The organism is Nitrosospira multiformis (genome assembly GCF_900111585.1).
In the GTDB taxonomy this organism is placed as follows: Bacteria; Pseudomonadota; Gammaproteobacteria; order Burkholderiales; family Nitrosomonadaceae; genus Nitrosospira; species Nitrosospira multiformis_B.
Genome location: NZ_FOHI01000006.1, coordinates 1 through 20,461, shown reverse-complemented (window position 1 = coordinate 20,461; position 20,461 = coordinate 1). Strand labels below are relative to the sequence as shown.

The window sequence follows — 20,461 nt, the reverse complement described above, 5'->3', positions numbered from 1 at the left end:
TTTTAGCACATTATTTCTTATACACCGCTCTGGCGAGCAAAGAGCCAGTCGCGAAGCACACAAAGCAGCAGAAAGGCTAAATGTCGCATTCTGTTCTCGATTGAATATCAAAAAAGGGGAAACCGTGCGTTATCTGAATATCATCGCAGTCATGTTGTTTTTTACCTCAACTGTCCATGCTGCAGTAACGGAGGATGCCTATATCGCCGGTTACGCAGCGGGTGTCCTGAAACATGGCTTTGGAATGGAGATTCCGACTCTGGTGGTGAAAGATGGCATCATTACTGTAAGCGAGGATAAACTGAAATCCGAGAACCGTGCGCAGATTGTTCAGGCACTATCGAAAATTCCGGGAGTGGCCGGGGTCACCATAGCGGAAGAAAGTGTCAGCAGGACCGCGGAGCGCGAGGCATTCAAGCCTATTCAACACCCTTCCGTCACCTCTCGGGAGCCTGGAGCGGGAACGACCGAGACCGAAGCAGGCGTACCCGCGGCGGGTCCCACCGTTTTGGCAACCGGAATGCTACCCGAAGGGCATTTGTTCAAGCCTTTACTGGCGGATCCGCGCTGGGCGCATTTCTCCGCCGCATATCGCAATTATGTCGGAAACAATATTGACGGAAATAACAATGCCGCTGTCAGCTTTGGTGAAACCATTCCCTTCTATCGCGCGAATTTCGGACAATCCACTGTACAGTGGGAAGCAGGTCTTCAAGCTGCCGTCTTCAGCGATTTCAACCTCGGCGCGCCTTCGGCCGATCTCATCAATACCGATTTCATAGCATCCGCTTATGGAAGCGTGCGGGCAGGTCACTTTTCTGCTTTCGGACGTATCTATCATCAAAGCTCTCATCTTGGGGATGAATTGTTACTGCGCAGGTTAACCGACCTGGAGCGGATCAACCTCAGCTATGAGGGAGCCGATCTCAGGCTGTCTTATGAACTTCCGTACGGGGTGAGGGTTTACGGCGGCGGAGGTGGAATCTTCCACAAGGAACCCTCCACCATCAAGCCTTGGTCTATACAATATGGTGTCGAGTTTCGAAGCCCATGGCGGATCGCGTTTTTACCGCTGCGGCCGATCGTGGCGGTTGACCTCAAGAACCATCAGCAGAACGACTGGAATGCCGATGTATCCGCGCGGGCAGGGGTTCAACTGGATCACTTCCGGGCATTCGGCCGCAACCTTCAGTTCCTGGTTGAGTATTTTCACGGAAACTCCCCGACGGGCCAGTTTTTCAGGCAGCGGGTGGACTATCTCGGTATTGGAGCGCACTACCATTTCTGACCGCTCATCACTGTAAAAAAACCGGGAAGTGTAAAGCGTTATACTGGGCGTGTCTGAGCTTCTATCCCTGACATGCCCAATATCATCGTCCGCAATTACCCTCATCAGACTTTTGATACACTAATCCGGCACGGTTTCCACCCCGTCCTGGCCCGTGTCTATTCTGCACGCGGTATCGAAGAGCCAGGCCAGCTCGAGATCGATTGGTCCCGGCTAATCCCCTTTGCACGCCTGAAGAATGCAACGACAATGGCGCAATTTCTGGCGACGGCGATTGCACTCCGCAAGCGCCTGCTGATCGTAGCCGATTATGATTCGGATGGCGCTACGGCTTGTGCCGTAGGAATACGCGCATTGAGGAAATTCGGCGCCCAGGTCGACTACCTCGTCCCCAATCGCTTCGAGTACGGCTATGGTCTTACCCCGGAGATCGTACGAGTGGCTGCCGCCGGTGTTCATCGCCCGGATATTCTGATTACGGTCGATAATGGCATCGCCAGCGTGGAAGGCGTTGCCGAGGCTAATCGCCTCGGAATGCAGGTTCTCGTCACTGATCATCATCTTCCAGGCGATACGCTGCCTGAGGCGGTCGTCATCGTCAATCCCAATCAACCGGACTGTGATTTTCCCAGCAAACACCTCTCCGGTGTGGGCGTCATGTTCTATGTCATGCTCGCGCTGCGGGCCGAGTTGCGCGCAAAAGGCATGTTTGTATCTCCGCAGCAGGAACCAAATCTGGGAAGCCTGCTGGATCTGGTTGCGCTGGGCACGGTGGCAGATGTCGTGAAGCTCGACGACAACAATCGGCTCCTGGTACAGCAGGGTTTGAAACGCATTCGCAAGGGAAGCGGATGCGCGGGCATCAATGCTCTGATCAACATCGCCTGCCGGAATTTCAGGCAAACCTCCGCCTACGAGTTGGGTTTCATGATTGGACCGAGACTGAACGCGGCAGGACGGCTGGACGATATGTCCCTGGGAATCGAGTGCCTCATTACCGATGACCCCTCGCGCGCTGCCCAGCTTGCGCTGCAACTGGACACATTCAATCGGAAGCGGCAGGAAATTGAATCCGACATGCGGGATAGTGCGCTGAACATGCTGGAGAATATCTTTTCTGGTAGCAGTAGTTTGCAGGACTCGTCCCCCCTGCGGCCATCGAATATGCCCCAGGGGTCAGGCGTATTCCCCTCAAATGATTCCTCGCAAGAGGCGACGAACACCTATGCCTTGACCCTCTTCGATCCTGGCTGGCATCAAGGGGTAATCGGCATACTGGCGTCGCGCATAAAGGATAAATTTCATCGCCCGGTTATCACATTTGCACCGGGAGGCCAGGATGAGCTGAAAGGGTCGGGACGGTCCATACCGGGCTTCCACTTGAGAGATGCGCTGGATCTGGTTTCCAAACGCTGTCCCGGACTTTTGCTTAAATTCGGAGGTCATTCCGCGGCAGCTGGTCTGACCATTCGTACATGCGATTTCGAAAAATTCCGTGACGCCTTCGAACAAACTGCCAGGGAACTGCTGGGGCCGGCGGATCTCAAACGAGTCATCGAAACCGACGGGGATCTGGACGAATCCGAAATAACTCTGGAACTGGCGGAACAGCTCGTGCGGCAGGTATGGGGACAAGGATTCCCGCAACCTGCATTTCGCAGCCGCTTTCATGTGGAAGACCAGCGTGTCGTCGGACAAAAGCACCTTAAATTAAAATTAAGAAAGGCGGGGGCCGAAACCGGAAACGACCAGCCGGAGAAATCAGTCTTTCTTTATGACGCCATACTGTTCCTCCACGACGGGCCTCTTCCCGGGGTAATAGATGCCGTTTATCGGTTACAGGTAAATGACTTCAAGGGTGACGTTTCCCTGCAATTTGTCCTGGAGCATTGGTCAGAAGCAACCATGATGTAATCACGAATCCTCGTTCATTTCGTACGCCGCGTTTACCCAGAATATCCGCTCCATGGCTGACATATAATATTCGACCGGCTAGCATGATGCCGCGAGGGTCAAATTCCGTTGGGGTGGTTGTCCAATTCCTGTTTGATTACAATCCATTGACTTTTCGCGCCCGGCGCTCACCCTATTGTTACCTGCTGTCATTTATTAAAACCACCTGACTCAAATTAAAACAGAATGGCATTCAAGCTGACCATTCCCTCATCCGGATCGACTATTCGCTACGGTCACTTTGACGGATCTTCCGACTCGCTTGTCCTCGCCCAACTGGCGCTGGAAGCGAAAGCAAAGCCCGTTGCCATTATTACGGCAAGCGCTTTGGACGCCCAAAGACTGCTGGAGGAAATACCTTTTTTTGCCCCGGAGCTGAGAACCCGGCTACTGCCGGATTGGGAAACGTTGCCCTACGATACTTTTTCGCCGCATCAGGACCTCGTTTCCGAAAGACTGGCGACGCTCTACCAACTCATGAATGGCGCCTGCGATATATTGATTGTGCCTGTCACCACGGCCCTGTACCGCATGCCGCCGCCCGAGTACCTGGCAGCACACACTTTCTTTCTCGCTCGCGGCGAAACCCTTGACCTGAACGCGTTGCGCAGCCAGATGACCCTGGCTGGCTACAGCCATGTGACTCAGGTACTTTCACCGGGGGAATACAGCGTACGTGGCGGACTGATCGACCTGTTTCCGATGGGAAGCCCGTTGCCCTATAGGATCGACCTGCTCGATAACGAAATCGAAACCATCCGCACCTTTGACGTCGATACCCAGAGAAGCGTTTATCCGGTTACCGAGATACGATTACTGCCGGCGCGCGAGTTTCCTCTCGATGAAGAAGGCCGTACCCGCTTTCGAGGCAGATTCCGTGAAAAATTCGAGGGAGATCCTTCCAGAAGCCTCATTTACAAGGATATCAGCAAGGGTGGCAGTCCCGCGGGTATCGAGTACTATCTGCCTCTTTTTTTTGAGCATACTGCCACACTGTTCGATTATTTGCCGCAAACAGCGCTGTTGTGCCTGCATCATGAACTTTATCAAATGGTAGAGAGTTTCTGGCATGACACTCAGGCGCGCTATCAGCTTCTGCGGGGCGACAGCGACCGGCCGCTACTGAAACCCGCAGAGTTGTTCCTTACCACGGAAGCATTCTTCGGCGCGTTGAAACCCTACCCGCGCATCGAGATCCCGTCGGAAGAACTGGCGAAGAAAACCGGTGGAGTCGAGATGCAAGGTTTCAGCATTCCTTTGCCCCCGCTCCAGGTCGATCGTCGCGCCGTGAATCCGGCGGAAAAACTTTCTGCCTTTATTGCTGAATTCGAATCCTCCGGAGGGGGAAGAACGTTGCTCCTTGCCGAAAGTCTGGGCAGGCGTGAGTTGATTGCCGATCATTTGAGGCAATACAGGCTCAATCCGGACATATGCGACAACTATGCGCAATTTCGCGCAAGCACTAAACCCTTCGTGCTCGGTGTGGGGCCGTTGCACAATGGCTTCATACACCCGGCGAAAGGAATAGCTTTTGTAACCGAGAGCGAGCTCTATGCCAGACACCTGCACGGCCGGGGTGAACGGGATTCGCGCAAGACCAGCGCGGTCGCCGATGCCGTTCTGCGCGATCTGTCAGAGATCAAGGCGGGCGATCCGGTCGTACATGAACAACACGGCATAGGTCGTTATCTCGGGCTCGTCAGCATGGATCTGGGAGAAGGCGAAACGGAGTTTCTGTCGCTGGAATACGCTAGTGGCGACAAGTTGTATGTACCTGTCTCGCAACTGCATCTTATCGGACGATACAGCGGCGCTTCACCGGAATCCGCACCCCTGCATAAGCTGGGCAGCGGCCAGTGGGATAAGGCAAAGCGCAAGGCGATGCAGCAGGTACGCGATACCGCGGCGGAACTGCTCAACATCTATGCCCAGCGTGCCGCCCGCGTTGGCCACGCATTTCGGCTGAAAGAGCAGGATTACGAGGCGTTCGTCGAAGGTTTCGGATTCGAGGAAACCCCGGATCAGGCGAGCGCCATCGCTGCGGTAATCGACGACCTGACCTCCGCCCGCCCCATGGACAGGCTCATCTGTGGAGATGTGGGTTTTGGCAAAACGGAGGTGGCGCTAAGGGCGGCTTTTGTCGCGGTCGCGGATGGCAGGCAGGTCGCGGTGCTGGTTCCTACCACGCTGCTGGCGGAACAGCATTTCCAGAATTTTTCGGATCGTTTCGGCCTGATCGCGGAAGAATGGCCGGTTAAAATTGCCGAGCTGTCGCGTTTCCGTTCAGGCAAGGAGCAGGCCCAGGCGCTGGCGGGCCTCGCGGACGGGCAGATAGACATCGTGATCGGTACGCATAAGCTGATCCAGAAAGGCGTCAGATTCAAAAACCTGGGGTTGGTCATTATCGACGAGGAGCACCGTTTTGGTGTGCGCCACAAGGAACAGTTGAAAAGCCTCCGCTCCGAAGTGGATGTCCTGACACTTACCGCCACGCCTATTCCACGCACACTGGCCTTGTCATTGGAGGGATTGCGCGATTTCTCCGTCATTGCAACGGCGCCGCAACGGCGGCTGGCCATCAAAACCTTTGTAAACCGTTTTTCCGAGGGAATCATTCGCGAGGCCTGTCTGCGGGAGTTGAAGCGGGGCGGGCAGATATATTTTTTACATAACGAGGTGAGTACCATCCAGACGATGCATGACAAGCTCGCCCGCCTGCTGCCCGAAGCGCGAATAGGCATCGCCCACGGACAAATGCGGGAACGCGAGCTGGAGCATGTGATGAAAGATTTCTACCAGCAGCGGTTTAATCTGCTGCTCTGTACAACCATCATCGAAACCGGCATCGATGTGCCCACTGCCAATACCATTATCATTCATCGGGCGGATAAATTCGGGCTGGCGCAACTGCATCAACTGCGTGGGCGGGTAGGACGCTCCCATCATCAGGCGTACGCCTACCTGCTGGTACCGGAGGAAGAGGCATTGGGGACTCAGGCCAGGAAGCGCCTGGAGGCCATTCAGTCCATGGAAGAGCTCGGGGCCGGCTTCTACCTCGCCATGCACGACCTCGAGATTCGCGGCGCCGGTGAAGTCCTCGGGGAATCCCAAAGCGGCGAGATACAGGAAATCGGCTTCAGCCTCTACGCCAGTATGCTGGATGCGGCCGTGCGATCACTGAAGGAAGGCAAGGAGCCCGACATGCAACACCCCCTTGGGGTTGCCACGGAAATCAACTTGCATGTTCCCGCTTTGCTGCCGGAGGATTATTGCAGTGATATACATGAGCGGCTGATCCTGTACAAACGCATGGCCAATTGCACCAGCGATGAGCAACTGGATGAAATGCAGATTGAATTGACGGATCGCTTCGGCCTATTACCGGATCCGGTCAAGGCATTGCTCGATTGCCACCGTTTACGTATCGCTGCAGCGCCGCTGGGAATCATTCGTGTTGAGGCAAGCAGCGAATCCATTCAGGTTCAATTTACACCCAATCCCCCCGTGGATGCTGCAAGGATTGTCGCCCTTCTTCAGCGCAGCCGCGACTACCAGCTTTCCGGACCTGATCGATTGAAAATAAAAACGTGCATCGCGGAGGCGAGAGAACGGGTCAGGCGGATAATGGACTTGTTTATCGAATTGAGCACATAAGATAGGGTGGAAAGCGACGCATTCTCAGTAGATGGAGGCGGAAACGGGGTATATAGAATTGCGTCGGTCCCGGGGACATTGATCTAGCGATCTGCAGCCTCATTTCAATCGCTGTTTTTCGGAATAATTCTGCTGAATTTTTGACAGTATTTGTCCATTAAGTAACCTTTATCCGGAACTCCGTCCAATGGCGCTTCTAAAGAGCATTAAAAGCAAACTCGTGGTGTTCGCCACCATGGCTACGCTGATCCCGTCGCTGGGGCTCGGATTATTGACATTCAGGCAGAGTGAAGCGCAGATCAACGCCAATGTCACACGCGAGCTTCGCGCGCTCACGGATTATGCGGGCCGGGAAATAGAATTCTGGCTCGACAGGCGCGCGCATGAAGCGCACGTTACCGCAGCATCCGGGGCGGTCATCGAAGCATTATCCGCATCTTATCAGCGCCGCACGGATATGTCGGCCAAATACCCGGGAGCTCTCGCGCGTTACCTGCAGTCTGTTCAGGGAAAACTCGATGCGATACGGGAATTGACCGTGATGAACGCATCCGGAAAAATTATCGCCAGCAGCGCCGAAAAACCCGCGGGAGCAACCCTCCCCGATGAGTGGCCGCAAAACTCGGTCACGGAAGGTCTTGTGATCGCCCCCCCTCACTGGAACGAGCAGTACAGCACTGCGACTCTCAGCGTCGCGGTTCCGGTATTGTCATACGACAACGTATTGATGGGCGCCCTGATAGCCGTGCTTGACCTGCGCAACCTGCAGCCCCATTTGAAGAGTTCTTCGACATCACCGCCGGGCGAGGTATTTCTGCTGGATCCGGACGGTCGTGTTCTCATCGGCACCCCGACAGAGGGAGAAACCATGGCGCAACTCGATGCCTCCTCGTTGCGGGATCTTCTCGCACGACCTGGCAAATCCCTGTTTTTCGGGGGATTGACACGCCATGAAGTAATCGGTCTGGCCGATGTATCCCGTGAATTCCCCCTTACCATTCTGGCGGAGCGCGACCGGGCTGCCGTCTATGGCGACTGGATCGAACTGCGCAATATGCTCCTGATACTGGTCGGCACGCTGGTTCTAATCGTAGCCGCTGCGGCATTCCAGATGGGGCGCTCAATCGTCGTGCCGCTGCAACGTCTTATGCGTGCGGCGGACCGGATCGCAGATGGTGACCTGGAAGTGCGGCTCTCCGCAACGCGAAATGACGAGATCGGTCACCTCACGAAGGTATTTGACCAGATGGCAGACAGATTGCGCCGGAACCACGCCGAAATCATGGCTGCGCATGAAGCCATGCAGCAACAAAACCGGATGCTTGAAACACTCTCGATTACCGATAGCCTCACCGGCCTCTATAATCGCAACAAGCTCGATGCCATCCTGGCCGATCAACTCGCGCGATTCAGACGCACGCAACGGCCCTTTGCACTGCTAATGCTGGATATCGACCACTTCAAGACACTCAATGACACATACGGCCATATTACCGGCGACAAAATCCTGGCCAAGGTTGCGCAAATCCTTCTCCAGTCGATCCGCAGTATTGATTATGCGGCGCGCTACGGGGGCGATGAATTTATCATCATCCTGGTCGAGACCTACATCGATCAGGCTGTCAAAACCGCTGAGCGCATCCGCGCCCATGTGGAAAACCTGACCTACCGGGTCGGAAAATCGACGATATCAATCACGGTAAGTATCGGGGCCGTGGAGTGCCGACCCGACGACAGCACAACGACAGCAGTATTCTCCCGCGCCGACAATGCACTTTACGAAGCCAAGCGCACCGGCCGCAATCGGGCATACTTCTCCCGCTAAATCCTATTTGACAACCATATCGATTCCTTTGGCCACCTGCGCCTCCACCAGCGTACTGAATATCCATCCCGACCGGCCATCTGCGGTAAGAATTTGCAACCACTCTCCTCTATAGGCCTCTGCCGTCATTGCCGACTCTTTTTTCAGCACTCCCAGAATCGGTGCCTTCAGCCCCGGTTTTTCACGCAGCTTACTGTTGGCAATGGCGCGCAGCGGAATGGGTACCTGGAACAGCACGGTGACCTGTTGTGGATCGGAGGCTTTGCGCGTACTGTTGTTCCTCATCATGTTGATGAATTCACGCGCCTGCGAGGCGTAATCCATTGCAGCGGCATAATTGTCCACCGCATACGCGTGAGCGGCCGCGTCCAGCAAACGCTGCGCCTGGGTTTGCAGAATCGGTTCGGAACCTGTAAAGGAGGAAGATTTCAGGTTTTCCATGCCCATTTCAACCTCTGCTATGGTGGAGGCGGCGGTAGGGCGGGTGGCCAGCCGCCTGAGCCTGACTTGAGCATGCGCGGCGCGGTTGCTGGTTTCCTGCAACGCCTTCTGCTGATCCTGCTGCCGCACTTCCTGACTGCGAATATAGGCCTCTTTCTCTGCCAGCAGCTTCTGCAAGCGTTGAATTTCCTGCTGCTGTGCCTCCCTTTCCGCACGCAGGTTGCTGCAGCCGAATTCAAACTGTGCCATTTCACGGGCGAGGGGGAAATTTCCTGTGGGCTCGGGTGCGGTTGAATGCACTTTCTGGATATGGCTGCACGCGGCAATATTCATACCAATAAGCACGAATACGACTTGAGCGGATATTTTCTCCGGCCACATTTTCAGATATCTGTAAAGTCTGAGGGCCTGTCTGAGTAATTGCACGATTTTTCAACTCCGATTCTTATATAGAAATACTTTGGATGATTATTATTACCCGACGTCAGGCGCACGTCTGAAAGAACCGATTGTGCGATCCCGGTTAACATGCCCAATGATCGCTCGAAACTGGAAGAAGCTGATATCAGGATTAGGATTATATAGCCCTGCAAAGTGGGCTTCTTCGAGAATCAGGCCGGGTTCACCTCATTATTCGAGAGATTGCGAAGAGATCAAGATAGAGAGAGAATGCATATGGAAGTTATTGGAGATTGATGGCAAAATGCTAGGTTTATGAAAAATATCCGCTTCCGCTAAAAACACGCGCTTCTTTCAACATTGAACATTTCAGGCGGTAAATGTTAACTTTGATTGCCGCCACCCGCATACAGGGGCAACGCTCTAACTGCTCCACGCCCATTCGCAGGAAACGCCACCGCCGAACGAGTTCCTTCGGCTTTCCTTGCACGGCTGTCGGACATTCTTGACAATAATTGGAACAACAACATGAACCTCATCATACAAGGACTTGAAATCCAGAACAGCGATTTAAGGGAACTGGCGAAACTGGTCGACGCAAACCATATCGAACGTATCACGGGGCAAGCCTTCCGGCTTAAAAATGCAGCCCGGCGGGAAGAGGTGGCCGCATATTGTGCTGAAGCGGATCTTGATTTTGCTTTCGTCGACCCATCGGCTCGGCTATCCGATTTTGGCCTGGTTGCGATGGATATGGATTCAACCCTGCTCGCGATCGAATCCATTGATGAGATCGCGGATATGCAGGGCGTAAAGGCGCAGGTTGCGGAAATCACCCAAAGGGCCATGCGTGGGGAAATCGTCTTTGCAGAAAGCCTGCGACTCCGAACGGCATTGCTGGAGGGACTGGATGAAGACGCCCTGCAGCGGGTATATGACGAACGGGTTCGGTTGAGCCCCGGAGCGGAAAAGATGCTGCAACACATGAAATCCGCTGGTCTCAAAACCATGGTCATTTCCGGTGGTTTCACTTTTTTTACTGACAGAGTAAAAACCAGGCTGGATCTCGATTATGCCGCGGCCAATCGCTTTGAGGTCTCAGATGGCAAACTGACAGGCAAGGTGTTGGGAGATATCATCGGGGCGAGCGGAAAAGGGGAAGTGCTGAAAAAAGTGCGCGAAGAACTGGGACTGAAGCGGGAACAGGTCATTGCCATCGGCGATGGTGCCAATGATCTCAAAATGATGGAGGAGGCAGGGGTCAGCATTGCTTATCATGCAAAACCGGTGGTACAGGCGAAAGCTACTTACGCGCTCAACCATGTCGGGCTCGATGGCGTAGTCAATCTGTTCCAGTGAACAATGCTAGAAGTAGCGGAACCGGGTTCCGCCCCAGTCGATCTCCCTAATAACTGAACGCGGCCTCGACCAGGTATGTGCGTTGCGGATAGGGGTGAAACACCCAGGCCTTATCGTTGTTGAGGTTGCTGATGCCAAATGAAAACCGGCTTTTCAGACCGTTCTGGAACTTGTGACGATAGCTGGTCTTGAAGTCCATGAAGAAGAAATCGCTCTGGGAGCCGAATACGTTGTTTACATGATCCCCGTTGTCGGGGTCGTTGAACGAGTCGCTGGTATACCGGCCTGAGAGAGAGATATCCCAAGCCTCAGTCATATGATAAGTGCCAAAAAAATTGGCTCGCCAGTGTGGCAGACGAATGATTTGCTTACCGGTTAGATTATAGTCAGCGGGTACGCCGGTAGATGTAGTGAAATCCACGATCGGTCCTTTTTCCACTTTCGCGTTCATCCAGGTGCCATTGAACATGAAATCGAGTTTTGAACCCAGAACCCGCCTTTGATCGTAGATCAGTTCCACTCCAGTCGTACTGACCTCGCCGATATTCTGGAATCCACTGGTAATAACTACACCCGAGACAGTATTTACCTGCTGAATGGCATCCTTGATATCGTCCCGAAAGGCATTTACCCGGATATAGCCTTTAGGCAGCCCATACTCGACCATGAAGTTATGGTGCACGCCATTTTCGGGCTTGAGCATTGCATTCGCGGTCAGTATGCTCGTGGGGGTGCTTAAGGATTGATAAAGCTCCGCAATAACCGGAAAACGATGGGCGCGCCCGAAAGAATAGCGATATTTCCACTGTCCTGGTTCATATCCTACTGAAACTTTGGGTGAGGTTGCCGCCTGGGAGCGATCCGGCACCGCGAGGTTACCCACCACCCCTTTCGTTGCTGCCCACCACTCCTGGCGTACTCCCGCGGTAACATCCCATTGTGGCAGGAATCGGAACGTGGATTGCGCAAACATTGCATGCATCGATGTCTGCCCATCGTTGTTCCGATTGGCCTGCAATGCGCCTCGGGCCAAGGTCGAATAATCGGTCAGGGAATATTGCCGGAAACTCAGGTTGTACTGGTCGAAGTGATATCCGGCCAGAAACGATACTTTGTCATTACCCAGCAGCACAGGCGCGCTCAACTTGAGATCGTAATTCAACCAGCTGAATCTCCGGAAATCCTGCAGCTGCCCGGCCCCGGTATTGGCCGGATCACCCTGATTGAAAAAGGCCGAAGCGCGAATATCCTTCAGGACATCGAAATAGCTCATGGTAGTATCGATGTTCCAGTCAGGGGTCAGAGCGCCGCGAAGCGACAAACCCAGATTCAGCGTCTCGCGCTTGTCCTGGCTGCCGCCAAAACCACGCTGCACCACATCGAAACGGGCACCACTCAGAGACGCATTGCCTGGGTCTGCACAGCAGGGGGGAGCAGTCCCACCCCAGAACAGCTGCCCACTCGCATCGCGCAGGTAATTGCGGGGGTGATTCTGGTTGCGGGTTCGATCTTCATACGCCACTGTAAAGAGCGCCTGAAGATTGGAAGTAATGTCATACCCGAATTTACCCTTGAACAGGTGAGTATTCACCTTTTCCGGTCCGGTATCGCCATAAATGACGCTGGGCGTCCCGCGCGTATCCGGGGTTCGGACGCCGCCGCTAACCGGCGTTCCCCCCGGCACATCAAATAGTCCAGTGTTGTCGATAAAATAAGACTGCGGATGGCTCTGCGCTTCCAGCCGGTTGTAGGCAAGAAATACCGTAAACTTGTCCTGAATCCGATTACCGTACGAGACATACTGCCGATCGCCTATGAACGTTCCTTTGTCCGGCCCATAAATCTTGAACGGCTGGATGAAAAGACTGCTCTCGACGTAGAATTCCTGCTTGTGCGGCATGCGAGTTTTTATGTTGATGACGCCGCCAATCGAGTTGCCGCTATACTCAGCCGAGAAGGGACCATATACGACATCGACAGAATCGATCTCGTTCGGTCCCACCAGTGACCAGCGCGGCGCACCATTGAAGGTTGCCTGCAGGAAGTTGTGCAAAGGCAGACCATCGGCATAAACCATGTTGCGCGCGGTCGAGAACATGTCCGCACCGCGGATGCCCAGAACACCGTTGGGATCGCCCACGTAGCGCTGGCGGATTTGCAAGCTGGGCATGTACTTGAGCACTTCTTCCGTAGTCTGCGCATTCTGTCGTTCGATCTGAGTCCGCGTCACGCGTGTCGAGGGGGAAGTAAAGTGCGTATCCCGCTCCGTCTCACCGGTGACAACCATTTCCTTGAAGACGGTTTCTTTTTGAACCGCTGGCGTATCATCTTTCTTCTCCTTGTCCCCCTTATCCCCCTTGTCCTCCTTATCCTCTCTATCCTTATCCGGTTTGCCGCTGCCACCGGTTTCATCGATCTGCAGTTGACCGGATGTCGTTGCGGCTGTCGTTTCCGCCACCAGCGTTCCCGAGCGCATCTCACTTCCCACTAGTGAAACGGGTGCATCTACCTGCGGCGGATTCATGGATGAACTGTTGGCCGGTAGACGAGCGGGAATTCTTTTCTGGAAAAACTGTTTTGGCTGCTCTATCTCTTGAATCGCCCACGTTGACGGGACGCAAAGCAAACCAACCAGAGCAAAAGGAATCCGTTTCATGACCTGAATTATCTTTCTCGATTTATTTATTATTGATAAGCACAGCCATGCCGGATGCTTGCACTCGTTTTCCGCGCCACGCATCCGCCGCTCGTTGTCTATCCAGAGGGGAATTTAGGCTAACCGGAATATCGGGCGGTCACCCGCTCGATCGGTAAAATACGCAGACCTTCCTTTGCAGTATTCCAGACGATCAGAACTTTCCTGTTATCGATCAGCGGCACAGGGTAGTCGGTCGCGCCAGCGGATTCCATCACGCGCATCGGTTCACTCCAGGATTCGCCACTATCATTTGAGTACATCATCTTTGCGGAATAAGCATTTCCATCGAATTCGCGCCAGGTAAGAATGACGGTTTCTCCATCGGCAACCACTGAAGCATGATTTGCCTGCGCGTCCAGGTTGCCTATCGGCTTGGGTTTCGATTCCCAATTGCCATCGATCCGCTTATAGAACAATCCCTGATCTGCCGTGCCATTTGTGAACCAGACGAGATGCAACTGCCCCCTTCGGTCCGTTGCAAGGCTTCCTCCATTGTGCGGACACGCATCGACCTGCCATTCGTCACGGTTTACCCTTCTTATGCCGCCCTTATCGAGATTGACTACGGCAAAATCACGGGTATTGGCCCCAAAAATATTCCGCAGTAAAACGACTGGTCCGTCCCTGCTCCAGGTAAGCGCTGTCCGACAGCATTCGCACGTGTGCTCCTGAATTCTTCGATTCCGGCCAAAACTCTCACCATTGTTGAGCGATTGCGTGGTATAGAGCGATACACCCCGGTACTCTTCGCCTTTTTCCCTTGCTGCATCACGATCCCTCGCATCCAGCCAGGCAACCATCACCCTCCCGTCCCCGTCGATTGCCAGAGAGTCGAAGCGGTGACTGGTCACGCGGCCATCGTCATTGAGGGTAATGGGTTTTGAAAACGTCCGGCCCGAGTCGGTTGAACGTGAAAACCTCACATTGCCGGAATATTTCTGCGGAAGGACCTGCGTCCAGGTCACAAGTACGCTGCCATCACGCGCAACTTCGATCTTGGGACGATTCTCGCCATCAATGGATATGTTTTCCGGTTCAGGTGTTACAACTGCGGGCTCGGAAAAACTGCTCCCGCCGTCTTCCGACCAGGAAACCAGCAAGCGCTGGTCGACAACTCTCGCCAGCCATAACCGCCCATCCTGATCCAGGGTCACCCCTACCGCCAACGTGGTCTTGGCGGATTTTGCGGAATGCATTGCCGGATGATGATGGGTTTCACCGGTCGAATGCGGCTCTGCTGCAACGGCAGCTGTGGAAACAAGCGCCAGAAAGAGTCCGGCAAAACCCGGGATGGCAAACATCGACTTCCTCATGGAATAGCGATACAAGAATAATCGATTTCGGAAAGGGTGGGAATGTGACAAATTGTCGCACCTGAAGAGCTTCCGGGCATTTTCGAAATGAAGGGCCTTGCAACCCCGCTACAGGTCTTGCCAGCAAATCGGGAATGATCGAGAGTCACACGATGAAGAGGAGGTAATCCATGCACCTATGGAGAGAACTTCGATGGAGAACGTCGCGAGGAAGACCGGTAAAGCCATATTGAGCTCGGCGCGTCTGGCTGTCACCGCAGTCCAATCTGTCCTCGAGAAAGTAGCCGGGAAACCGCTACCCCCTCTTCGGGCCCTTAATATCTCTTACCCTTCGGAACCACTTCTGGAACCACCCATAGACTCCTTCCTCACCCATTTCTGCACGACCAGACTCCCCACCATGTCCCCCTCGACATTGACAGCGGTGCGGAATGTATCCAGTAAGCGGTCGACAGGCAGCAGAATGGCGATAGCCTCCGCCGGCAAGCCGACCGATTGCAGCACGACCACCATGGTGACCATTCCGGCGCTGGGTATGCCCGGAGCACCCATGGCAGCCAGCATCGCAGTCAAAAACACGATCATCTGCTGTGCGAGATTAAGTTCTATCCCGACAAGGTTGGCCACAAACAATGCTGCCACGGCTTCGTACAAAGCGGTGCCATCCATATTCAATGTTGCACCTAATGGGATGACAAATCCGGCAATGTCGCGTTTGACATGCAGGTGCTGTTCCACGCAGCGTAACGTGACGGGTAAAGCGGCTGAGCTGGAGCTGGTCGCAAAAGCTGTTATCAGTGCTTCGCGGCCGCCGCGCCAGAATTTGAACGGCGTCATTCCCGTGACCAGATAAAGAATCAGCGGAAGCACTACTATTCCGTGCAACAGAGTGGCCCCAATCACTACAACGATAAACTCGACCAACGTGGCAAGTAAAGCCACGTCCTGTGTGGCAGCGAGTTTTACCAGCAGCCCCATGATGCCGAGCGGAGCAAGGCGCATGATCCAGCCAACCAGCATCAGCATCAGCTCTAGCAGCTCCTGCAGCAGTATGAGGATGTTGGCGTAGCGGTCCCCGCCCACCACCATTGCAATGCCCAGCAAGAGTGCGAAAACGACCACTGCGAGCACATTACCCTGAGCCAGGGCTGTCATGGGGTTCTGAAACAGCGAATGAAGCAGTTGCGCAATAAACTCCGTTAAAGGCATCTGCGCGGCCTGAAACTTCTGCATGTCATCCTGGAACATTGCAAGCTGCAACCCTTCTCCGGGCCGGACAATGTTGGCGGCAGTCAAACCCAGCAGAACAGCCAGCGCCATCGAAAGCAGGAAGAAACCAAGGGTTGCTTTCCATACCTTATGCATCTGCTGGTGCACCCGCAAGTTGGCCACACCTACTGCGATCGATGTGAACACGAGCGGAATGAGCACCATTTTCAGCAGGTCGATAAACAGCGTTCCAAGCAGCTCGGCGGCATATAATCCGACCTGAAAAGTAGCTGACTCTTCATCGAGCAGGGATAAACCCAGACCCAGGAAGAGTCCGGCGAATACACCCCACAATATTTGCGTATTGAGCGAGATTTTTTTCATCAATGTTTTTTATGACGTGCGCTGCTATGTGCGAACTCGTACAGACATTTTCAGAATATTCTTCCGACAATGTCGAACATAATCGCGGGCTGGAAGTGGACTGTGCAGAGCAAATGAGGTGCTGGCGAGGGAGGATCGAAAATCGTTATTATTGACCCCATCCTCCCCGCGCAATGGACTGGCATGGCCTGAAGTATGCACGCATGCGCCTCATAAGTCATCAGGGCTATAATCCGATCATGAATTCCGGCTCCTCGATTTCATATCTGATCCCACCATTCATAGCGTTTGCCATGTCGCTAGGGACAATTTCGTATCTGATCAAAGGGAATGTTCTCAAAATCCTGGACCAGCCGAACTCCCGATCGCTGCATACTCGTCCCGTTCCCCGCACAGGAGGCCTGGGGCTGATGTCGGGGATTTTCGTCTCATGGACGTTTCTGCCGGTAAAACCACCGGTGTCGATATGGATTGCAGTTGTGCTGCTGGTAACGATATCTTTCGCCGATGATGTTCGCAGCCTGCCTGTATGGCCAAGGCTTGTCATCTATACGGCGCTCGGAACCTGGTTTTCTGCCGTGACCCTTGCTACCGCTCACGGCTGGCTTGTCGCCGTGGCAGCCGCACTCGGTATTACCTGGATGCTCAACCTCTATAATTTCATGGATGGTTCGGATGGACTGGCAGGCGGCATGACACTGATCGGTTTCAGTTGCTATGGAGCGACAGCATGGATTTCCGGAAACGAGACCTTTGCAATTGCCAACTTCTGCATTGCCGCAGCAGCAGCGGCTTTTCTGTTGTTTAACTTTCATCCCGCGCGCATTTTCATGGGAGACGCGGGCTCGATTCCGCTCGGGTTCCTTGCTGCGGCATTAGGTATGATGGGATGGATGAATGGCTGCTGGCCCGCTTGGTTTCCCTTGCTCGTATTTTCGCCGTTTATCGTCGATGCTTCCGTCACCTTGATAAAACGCGGACTGCGAGGCGAAAAAATCTGGCGGGCGCATCGCGAGCATTATTACCAGCGCCTGGTGCGAAGCGGTCTGGGTCATCGCAATACGGCTCTGATCGGTTACGTTCTGATGTCAGCCACAGCCATCAGCGCCCTCTGGGCGACTCGGCAACACACGAACGTCCAGTTCGGAATGGTGATCGCGTGGATCGGAATTTATCTGATCATGATGCGCCTTTGCGATCGCCGTCTGGGGCATGGCGCAGACGGTTCATAGCATGCCAGCACCCAAACTCAACATAAGAACGGTTATTGCATTCGGGCATGATGTTGTAGCTGCCGCCATCGCCTGGTCGCTGGCTTACCTGTTCCGCTTCAATTTCGAGATACCCTTCGTTTATCTGGCATCTTTAGAAGAGATCCTGCCGTGGGTGGTCCCGATACACGCAGCGGCCTTCTTATTCTTTGGCCTGTATCGTGGACTCTGGCATTACGCAAGCCTGCCTGATCTGCGGCGCATCCTGTTTGCCGTATCCGCCTCGGCCGCAGCCGTCCCATTGGTGCTATACATGTTCCAGATACTGGTCGGTGTCCCCAGAACGGTGCTGATACTGGCTCCCATCCTGCTGCTGTTCATCATGGGAAGCAGCCGTCTCGCTTACCGGTTCTGGAAAGAGCACCGGCTCTACGGTCGAAGTAAAACGGGGGGCAGTCTCGTCCTTGTGATAGGAGCAAGTGATGCTGCTGTCGGTTTGGTAAAAGAGCTGACGCGCAATGTGGAATGGCGCGTCGCAGGCTTCCTTGACGACGATCCGGCCAAGCGGGGGCTGATGCTGCACGGGTTCAAAGTGCTGGGCCGCATCAACGATCTGCCGGAGGTAGCCCGGAAACTGGGTGTCGCGCATGCCATTATCGCCCTCACCTCCTCCGCTTCAGATCGCCGCAAATCCTATCGCGCCCACTCTGATCGCCGCCGTCCCGACCGCCTCCTGCGCGACCGTCGTCGAGCCTTGCAACTGTGCGCGGCGGCAGGGGTAAAGGCTTTGATCGTCCCTTCCTATAACGATCTGGTGAGCGGCAACATCAAGGTGTCACAAATCCGGACGGTCGAGCCGGAAGATTTGCTGGGGCGGGATCCCGTCGTGCTGGATAACGATGGACTACACGATTTACTGACGGGAAAAACGGTATTGGTTACAGGCGCGGGTGGTTCGATCGGATCGGAGTTATGCCGGCAGATCGCCAAATTTACACCGGCTCAACTGGTGCTGTTTGAATTGAATGAATTTGCGCTGTACAGCATAGAACAGGAATTCCAGGCCGATTTTCCAGAGATTCCCATGATATTCGCCATTGGCGATGTCAAGGATGAAGCGCGTTTATCACAGGTATTCCTGCAATACCGACCGGCTATCGTGTTTCATGCAGCCGCCTACAAGCATGTGCCCCTGATGGAACAGGAAAATGCATGGCAGGCGGTGCTGAACAACGTGCGTGGAACCTATGTCCTCGCGCAAACCGCCATCCGGTACGGAGTGGAGAAATTCGTCCTGATTTCGACCGACAAGGCCGTCAACCCGACCAATGTCATGGGTGCGAGCAAACGCCTGGCTGAAATGGTATGCCAGGCGTTACAGCAGTCGATTGCATCTCCTGACAGTCCTGTCGAAAATGCCTCCGGGAAAATTGTTCTGGGCAGCAGGCTTGAAAGGAGGCAGGAGCCGCGATTCGTCATGGTGCGTTTCGGTAATGTGCTGGGCAGCGCGGGCAGCGTGATTCCCAAGTTCCGGGAGCAGATTGAAAAAGGGGGACCGATAACGGTAACGCACTCGGAAATCACCCGTTATTTCATGTCCATACCCGAAGCAGCGCAGTTGGTTCTACAGGCGGGGTTGATGGGCGGAAAGCGGCGTGGAGGCGAAATTTTCGTGCTGGATATGGGCGAACCGATCAAAATCGCCGATCTTGCGCGAGATCTGATTCGTCTTTCCGGATTGAGCGAGGATGAAATAAAAATTGTTTACAATGGCTTGCGTCCCGGTGAAAAACTCTACGAAGAACTGTTGGCGGATGACGAAAATACGCTTCCCACACCCCACCCCAAATTGCGTATCGCGCAAGCGCGTCAGGTAGACAAAAAATGGCTGACGGCTCTGCTGGCATGGCTTGAGGAGCATCCGGTCCTGAGCGACGAAGAGGTCAAGCGGGAGCTGCCCAGATGGGTTCCGGAATATTCGAGTGCGGAATCAATTATTCCCGTTTCCCAGGTTCGCCAGTCCCGTATCGCATAGGCGTTGCTTCTTGTTACATTGCCATTGCAGCTTTTGACACAAAGCTGAGTGCGGGTGGAATGCTTGCGATTGCGCCGTTTGAGATGGATACCAGGGTGCGTGATAGAGCAAGGTGGCAAAATGGCTATAGTGGCTCAGTTGCTTCTTCAATCGAATTCTTGACATCCGACTTTCTCCGACGTCCATAGCGACATCAATACACCTGATTCCATCACTGATGGGTAGCGATAAAAGGTATTGCGGGAAAAATCCATCACCTTGCGGCCTTCGCGCTAATACCACAGACGCCTGCTAATACCAGGGGCTTCCATTAGGGCTGTTAATGCTTAAAAAGTGACCCCCGGCAGAGGGGTTAATGAATGGTAGTGCGAGCACCTAAAAACCTGGCTTCCTGCCTTTTAGCCACGCTTCAAAATCATTTGGCATCATGGGGCTTGCATATAGATAACCTTGGCTTTCCGCACAATTGATGTCTTGAAGAAAGCGAGCTTGCGCTTCCGTCTCTACACCTTCCGCCATTACACGTAGGCCAAGGCTGCGCCCCATCGCTACAATGGCGCAAATAATAGCTTTGGCGTCGATGTTCTCGGGAAGATTACGAACGAAGCTTTGATCTATTTTTAGCCGGTCGATGGCAAATTGCCGCAAATAGGACAAACTGGAATAGCCGGTACCGAAATCGTCAATAGCCA

12 protein-coding genes are annotated in these 20,461 nt (G+C 54.1%); 7 read left to right on the top strand and 5 right to left on the bottom strand.

Annotation, left to right across the window (positions count from 1 at the left end):
* Positions 1-124 precede the first annotated feature (124 nt).
* The 4 genes from BMW46_RS10035 to BMW46_RS10020 all read left to right on the top strand — a co-directional run bounded on the left by BMW46_RS10035 (position 125) and on the right by BMW46_RS10020 (position 8,720).
* Positions 125-1,288: a DUF1207 domain-containing protein gene (locus BMW46_RS10035; RefSeq protein ID WP_081355776.1), complete on the top strand. Its 1,164-nt coding sequence runs from the start codon at positions 125-127 to the stop codon at positions 1,286-1,288.
* 72 nt (positions 1,289-1,360) lie between these two features.
* Complete coding sequence (gene recJ / locus BMW46_RS10030; RefSeq protein ID WP_074708037.1) at positions 1,361-3,202, top strand: single-stranded-DNA-specific exonuclease RecJ; 1,842 nt, start codon at positions 1,361-1,363, stop codon at positions 3,200-3,202.
* Between the two features lie 225 nt (positions 3,203-3,427).
* Positions 3,428-6,895, top strand: a complete 3,468-nt coding sequence (gene mfd / locus BMW46_RS10025) for a transcription-repair coupling factor (RefSeq protein WP_074708034.1) — start codon at positions 3,428-3,430, stop codon at positions 6,893-6,895.
* 187 nt (positions 6,896-7,082) lie between these two features.
* Positions 7,083-8,720 (top strand): sensor domain-containing diguanylate cyclase, encoded by a 1,638-nt coding sequence (locus tag BMW46_RS10020; protein WP_074708032.1) that lies wholly within the window; start codon positions 7,083-7,085, stop codon positions 8,718-8,720.
* 3 nt (positions 8,721-8,723) lie between these two features.
* On the opposite strand, the gene BMW46_RS10015 is transcribed toward BMW46_RS10020, so the two are convergent.
* Positions 8,724-9,587: an SH3 domain-containing protein gene (locus BMW46_RS10015; protein WP_074708029.1), complete on the bottom strand. Its 864-nt coding sequence runs from the start codon at positions 9,585-9,587 to the stop codon at positions 8,724-8,726.
* 501 nt (positions 9,588-10,088) lie between these two features.
* Between BMW46_RS10015 and serB the strand changes: the two genes are divergently transcribed.
* Positions 10,089-10,919, top strand: coding sequence for a phosphoserine phosphatase SerB (gene serB / locus BMW46_RS10010; RefSeq protein ID WP_074708027.1), 831 nt, complete (start codon positions 10,089-10,091; stop codon positions 10,917-10,919).
* A gap of 46 nt (positions 10,920-10,965) precedes the next feature.
* Here the strand turns inward: serB and BMW46_RS10005 are convergent, their stop codons facing one another.
* From BMW46_RS10005 to BMW46_RS09995, 3 genes are all read right to left on the bottom strand, one after another.
* Complete coding sequence (locus BMW46_RS10005; protein ID WP_256377035.1) at positions 10,966-13,443, bottom strand: TonB-dependent receptor; 2,478 nt, start codon at positions 13,441-13,443, stop codon at positions 10,966-10,968.
* A gap of 251 nt (positions 13,444-13,694) precedes the next feature.
* Positions 13,695-14,918: a sialidase/neuraminidase family protein gene (locus tag BMW46_RS10000; protein WP_081355766.1), complete on the bottom strand. Its 1,224-nt coding sequence runs from the start codon at positions 14,916-14,918 to the stop codon at positions 13,695-13,697.
* A 336-nt stretch (positions 14,919-15,254) separates the two neighbouring features.
* Entirely contained in the window at positions 15,255-16,523 is a 1,269-nt protein-coding gene (locus BMW46_RS09995) for a dicarboxylate/amino acid:cation symporter (RefSeq protein ID WP_074708022.1), read from the bottom strand.
* A gap of 203 nt (positions 16,524-16,726) precedes the next feature.
* Here BMW46_RS09995 and BMW46_RS09990 point away from each other — a divergent pair, with 203 nt between their 5' ends.
* Together BMW46_RS09990 and BMW46_RS09985 are read left to right on the top strand one after the other, a co-directional pair.
* On the top strand, positions 16,727-17,755 hold the full coding sequence (locus BMW46_RS09990) for an MraY family glycosyltransferase (protein ID WP_256377034.1): 1,029 nt from the start codon (positions 16,727-16,729) through the stop codon (positions 17,753-17,755).
* A 1-nt stretch (position 17,756) separates the two neighbouring features.
* Positions 17,757-19,769 (top strand): polysaccharide biosynthesis protein, encoded by a 2,013-nt coding sequence (locus BMW46_RS09985; protein WP_074708405.1) that lies wholly within the window; start codon positions 17,757-17,759, stop codon positions 19,767-19,769.
* A 375-nt stretch (positions 19,770-20,144) separates the two neighbouring features.
* Here BMW46_RS09985 and BMW46_RS09980 read toward each other — a convergent pair.
* On the bottom strand, positions 20,145-20,461 hold a 317-nt coding region (locus BMW46_RS09980; protein ID WP_143121448.1), incomplete at its 5' end, for an EAL domain-containing protein.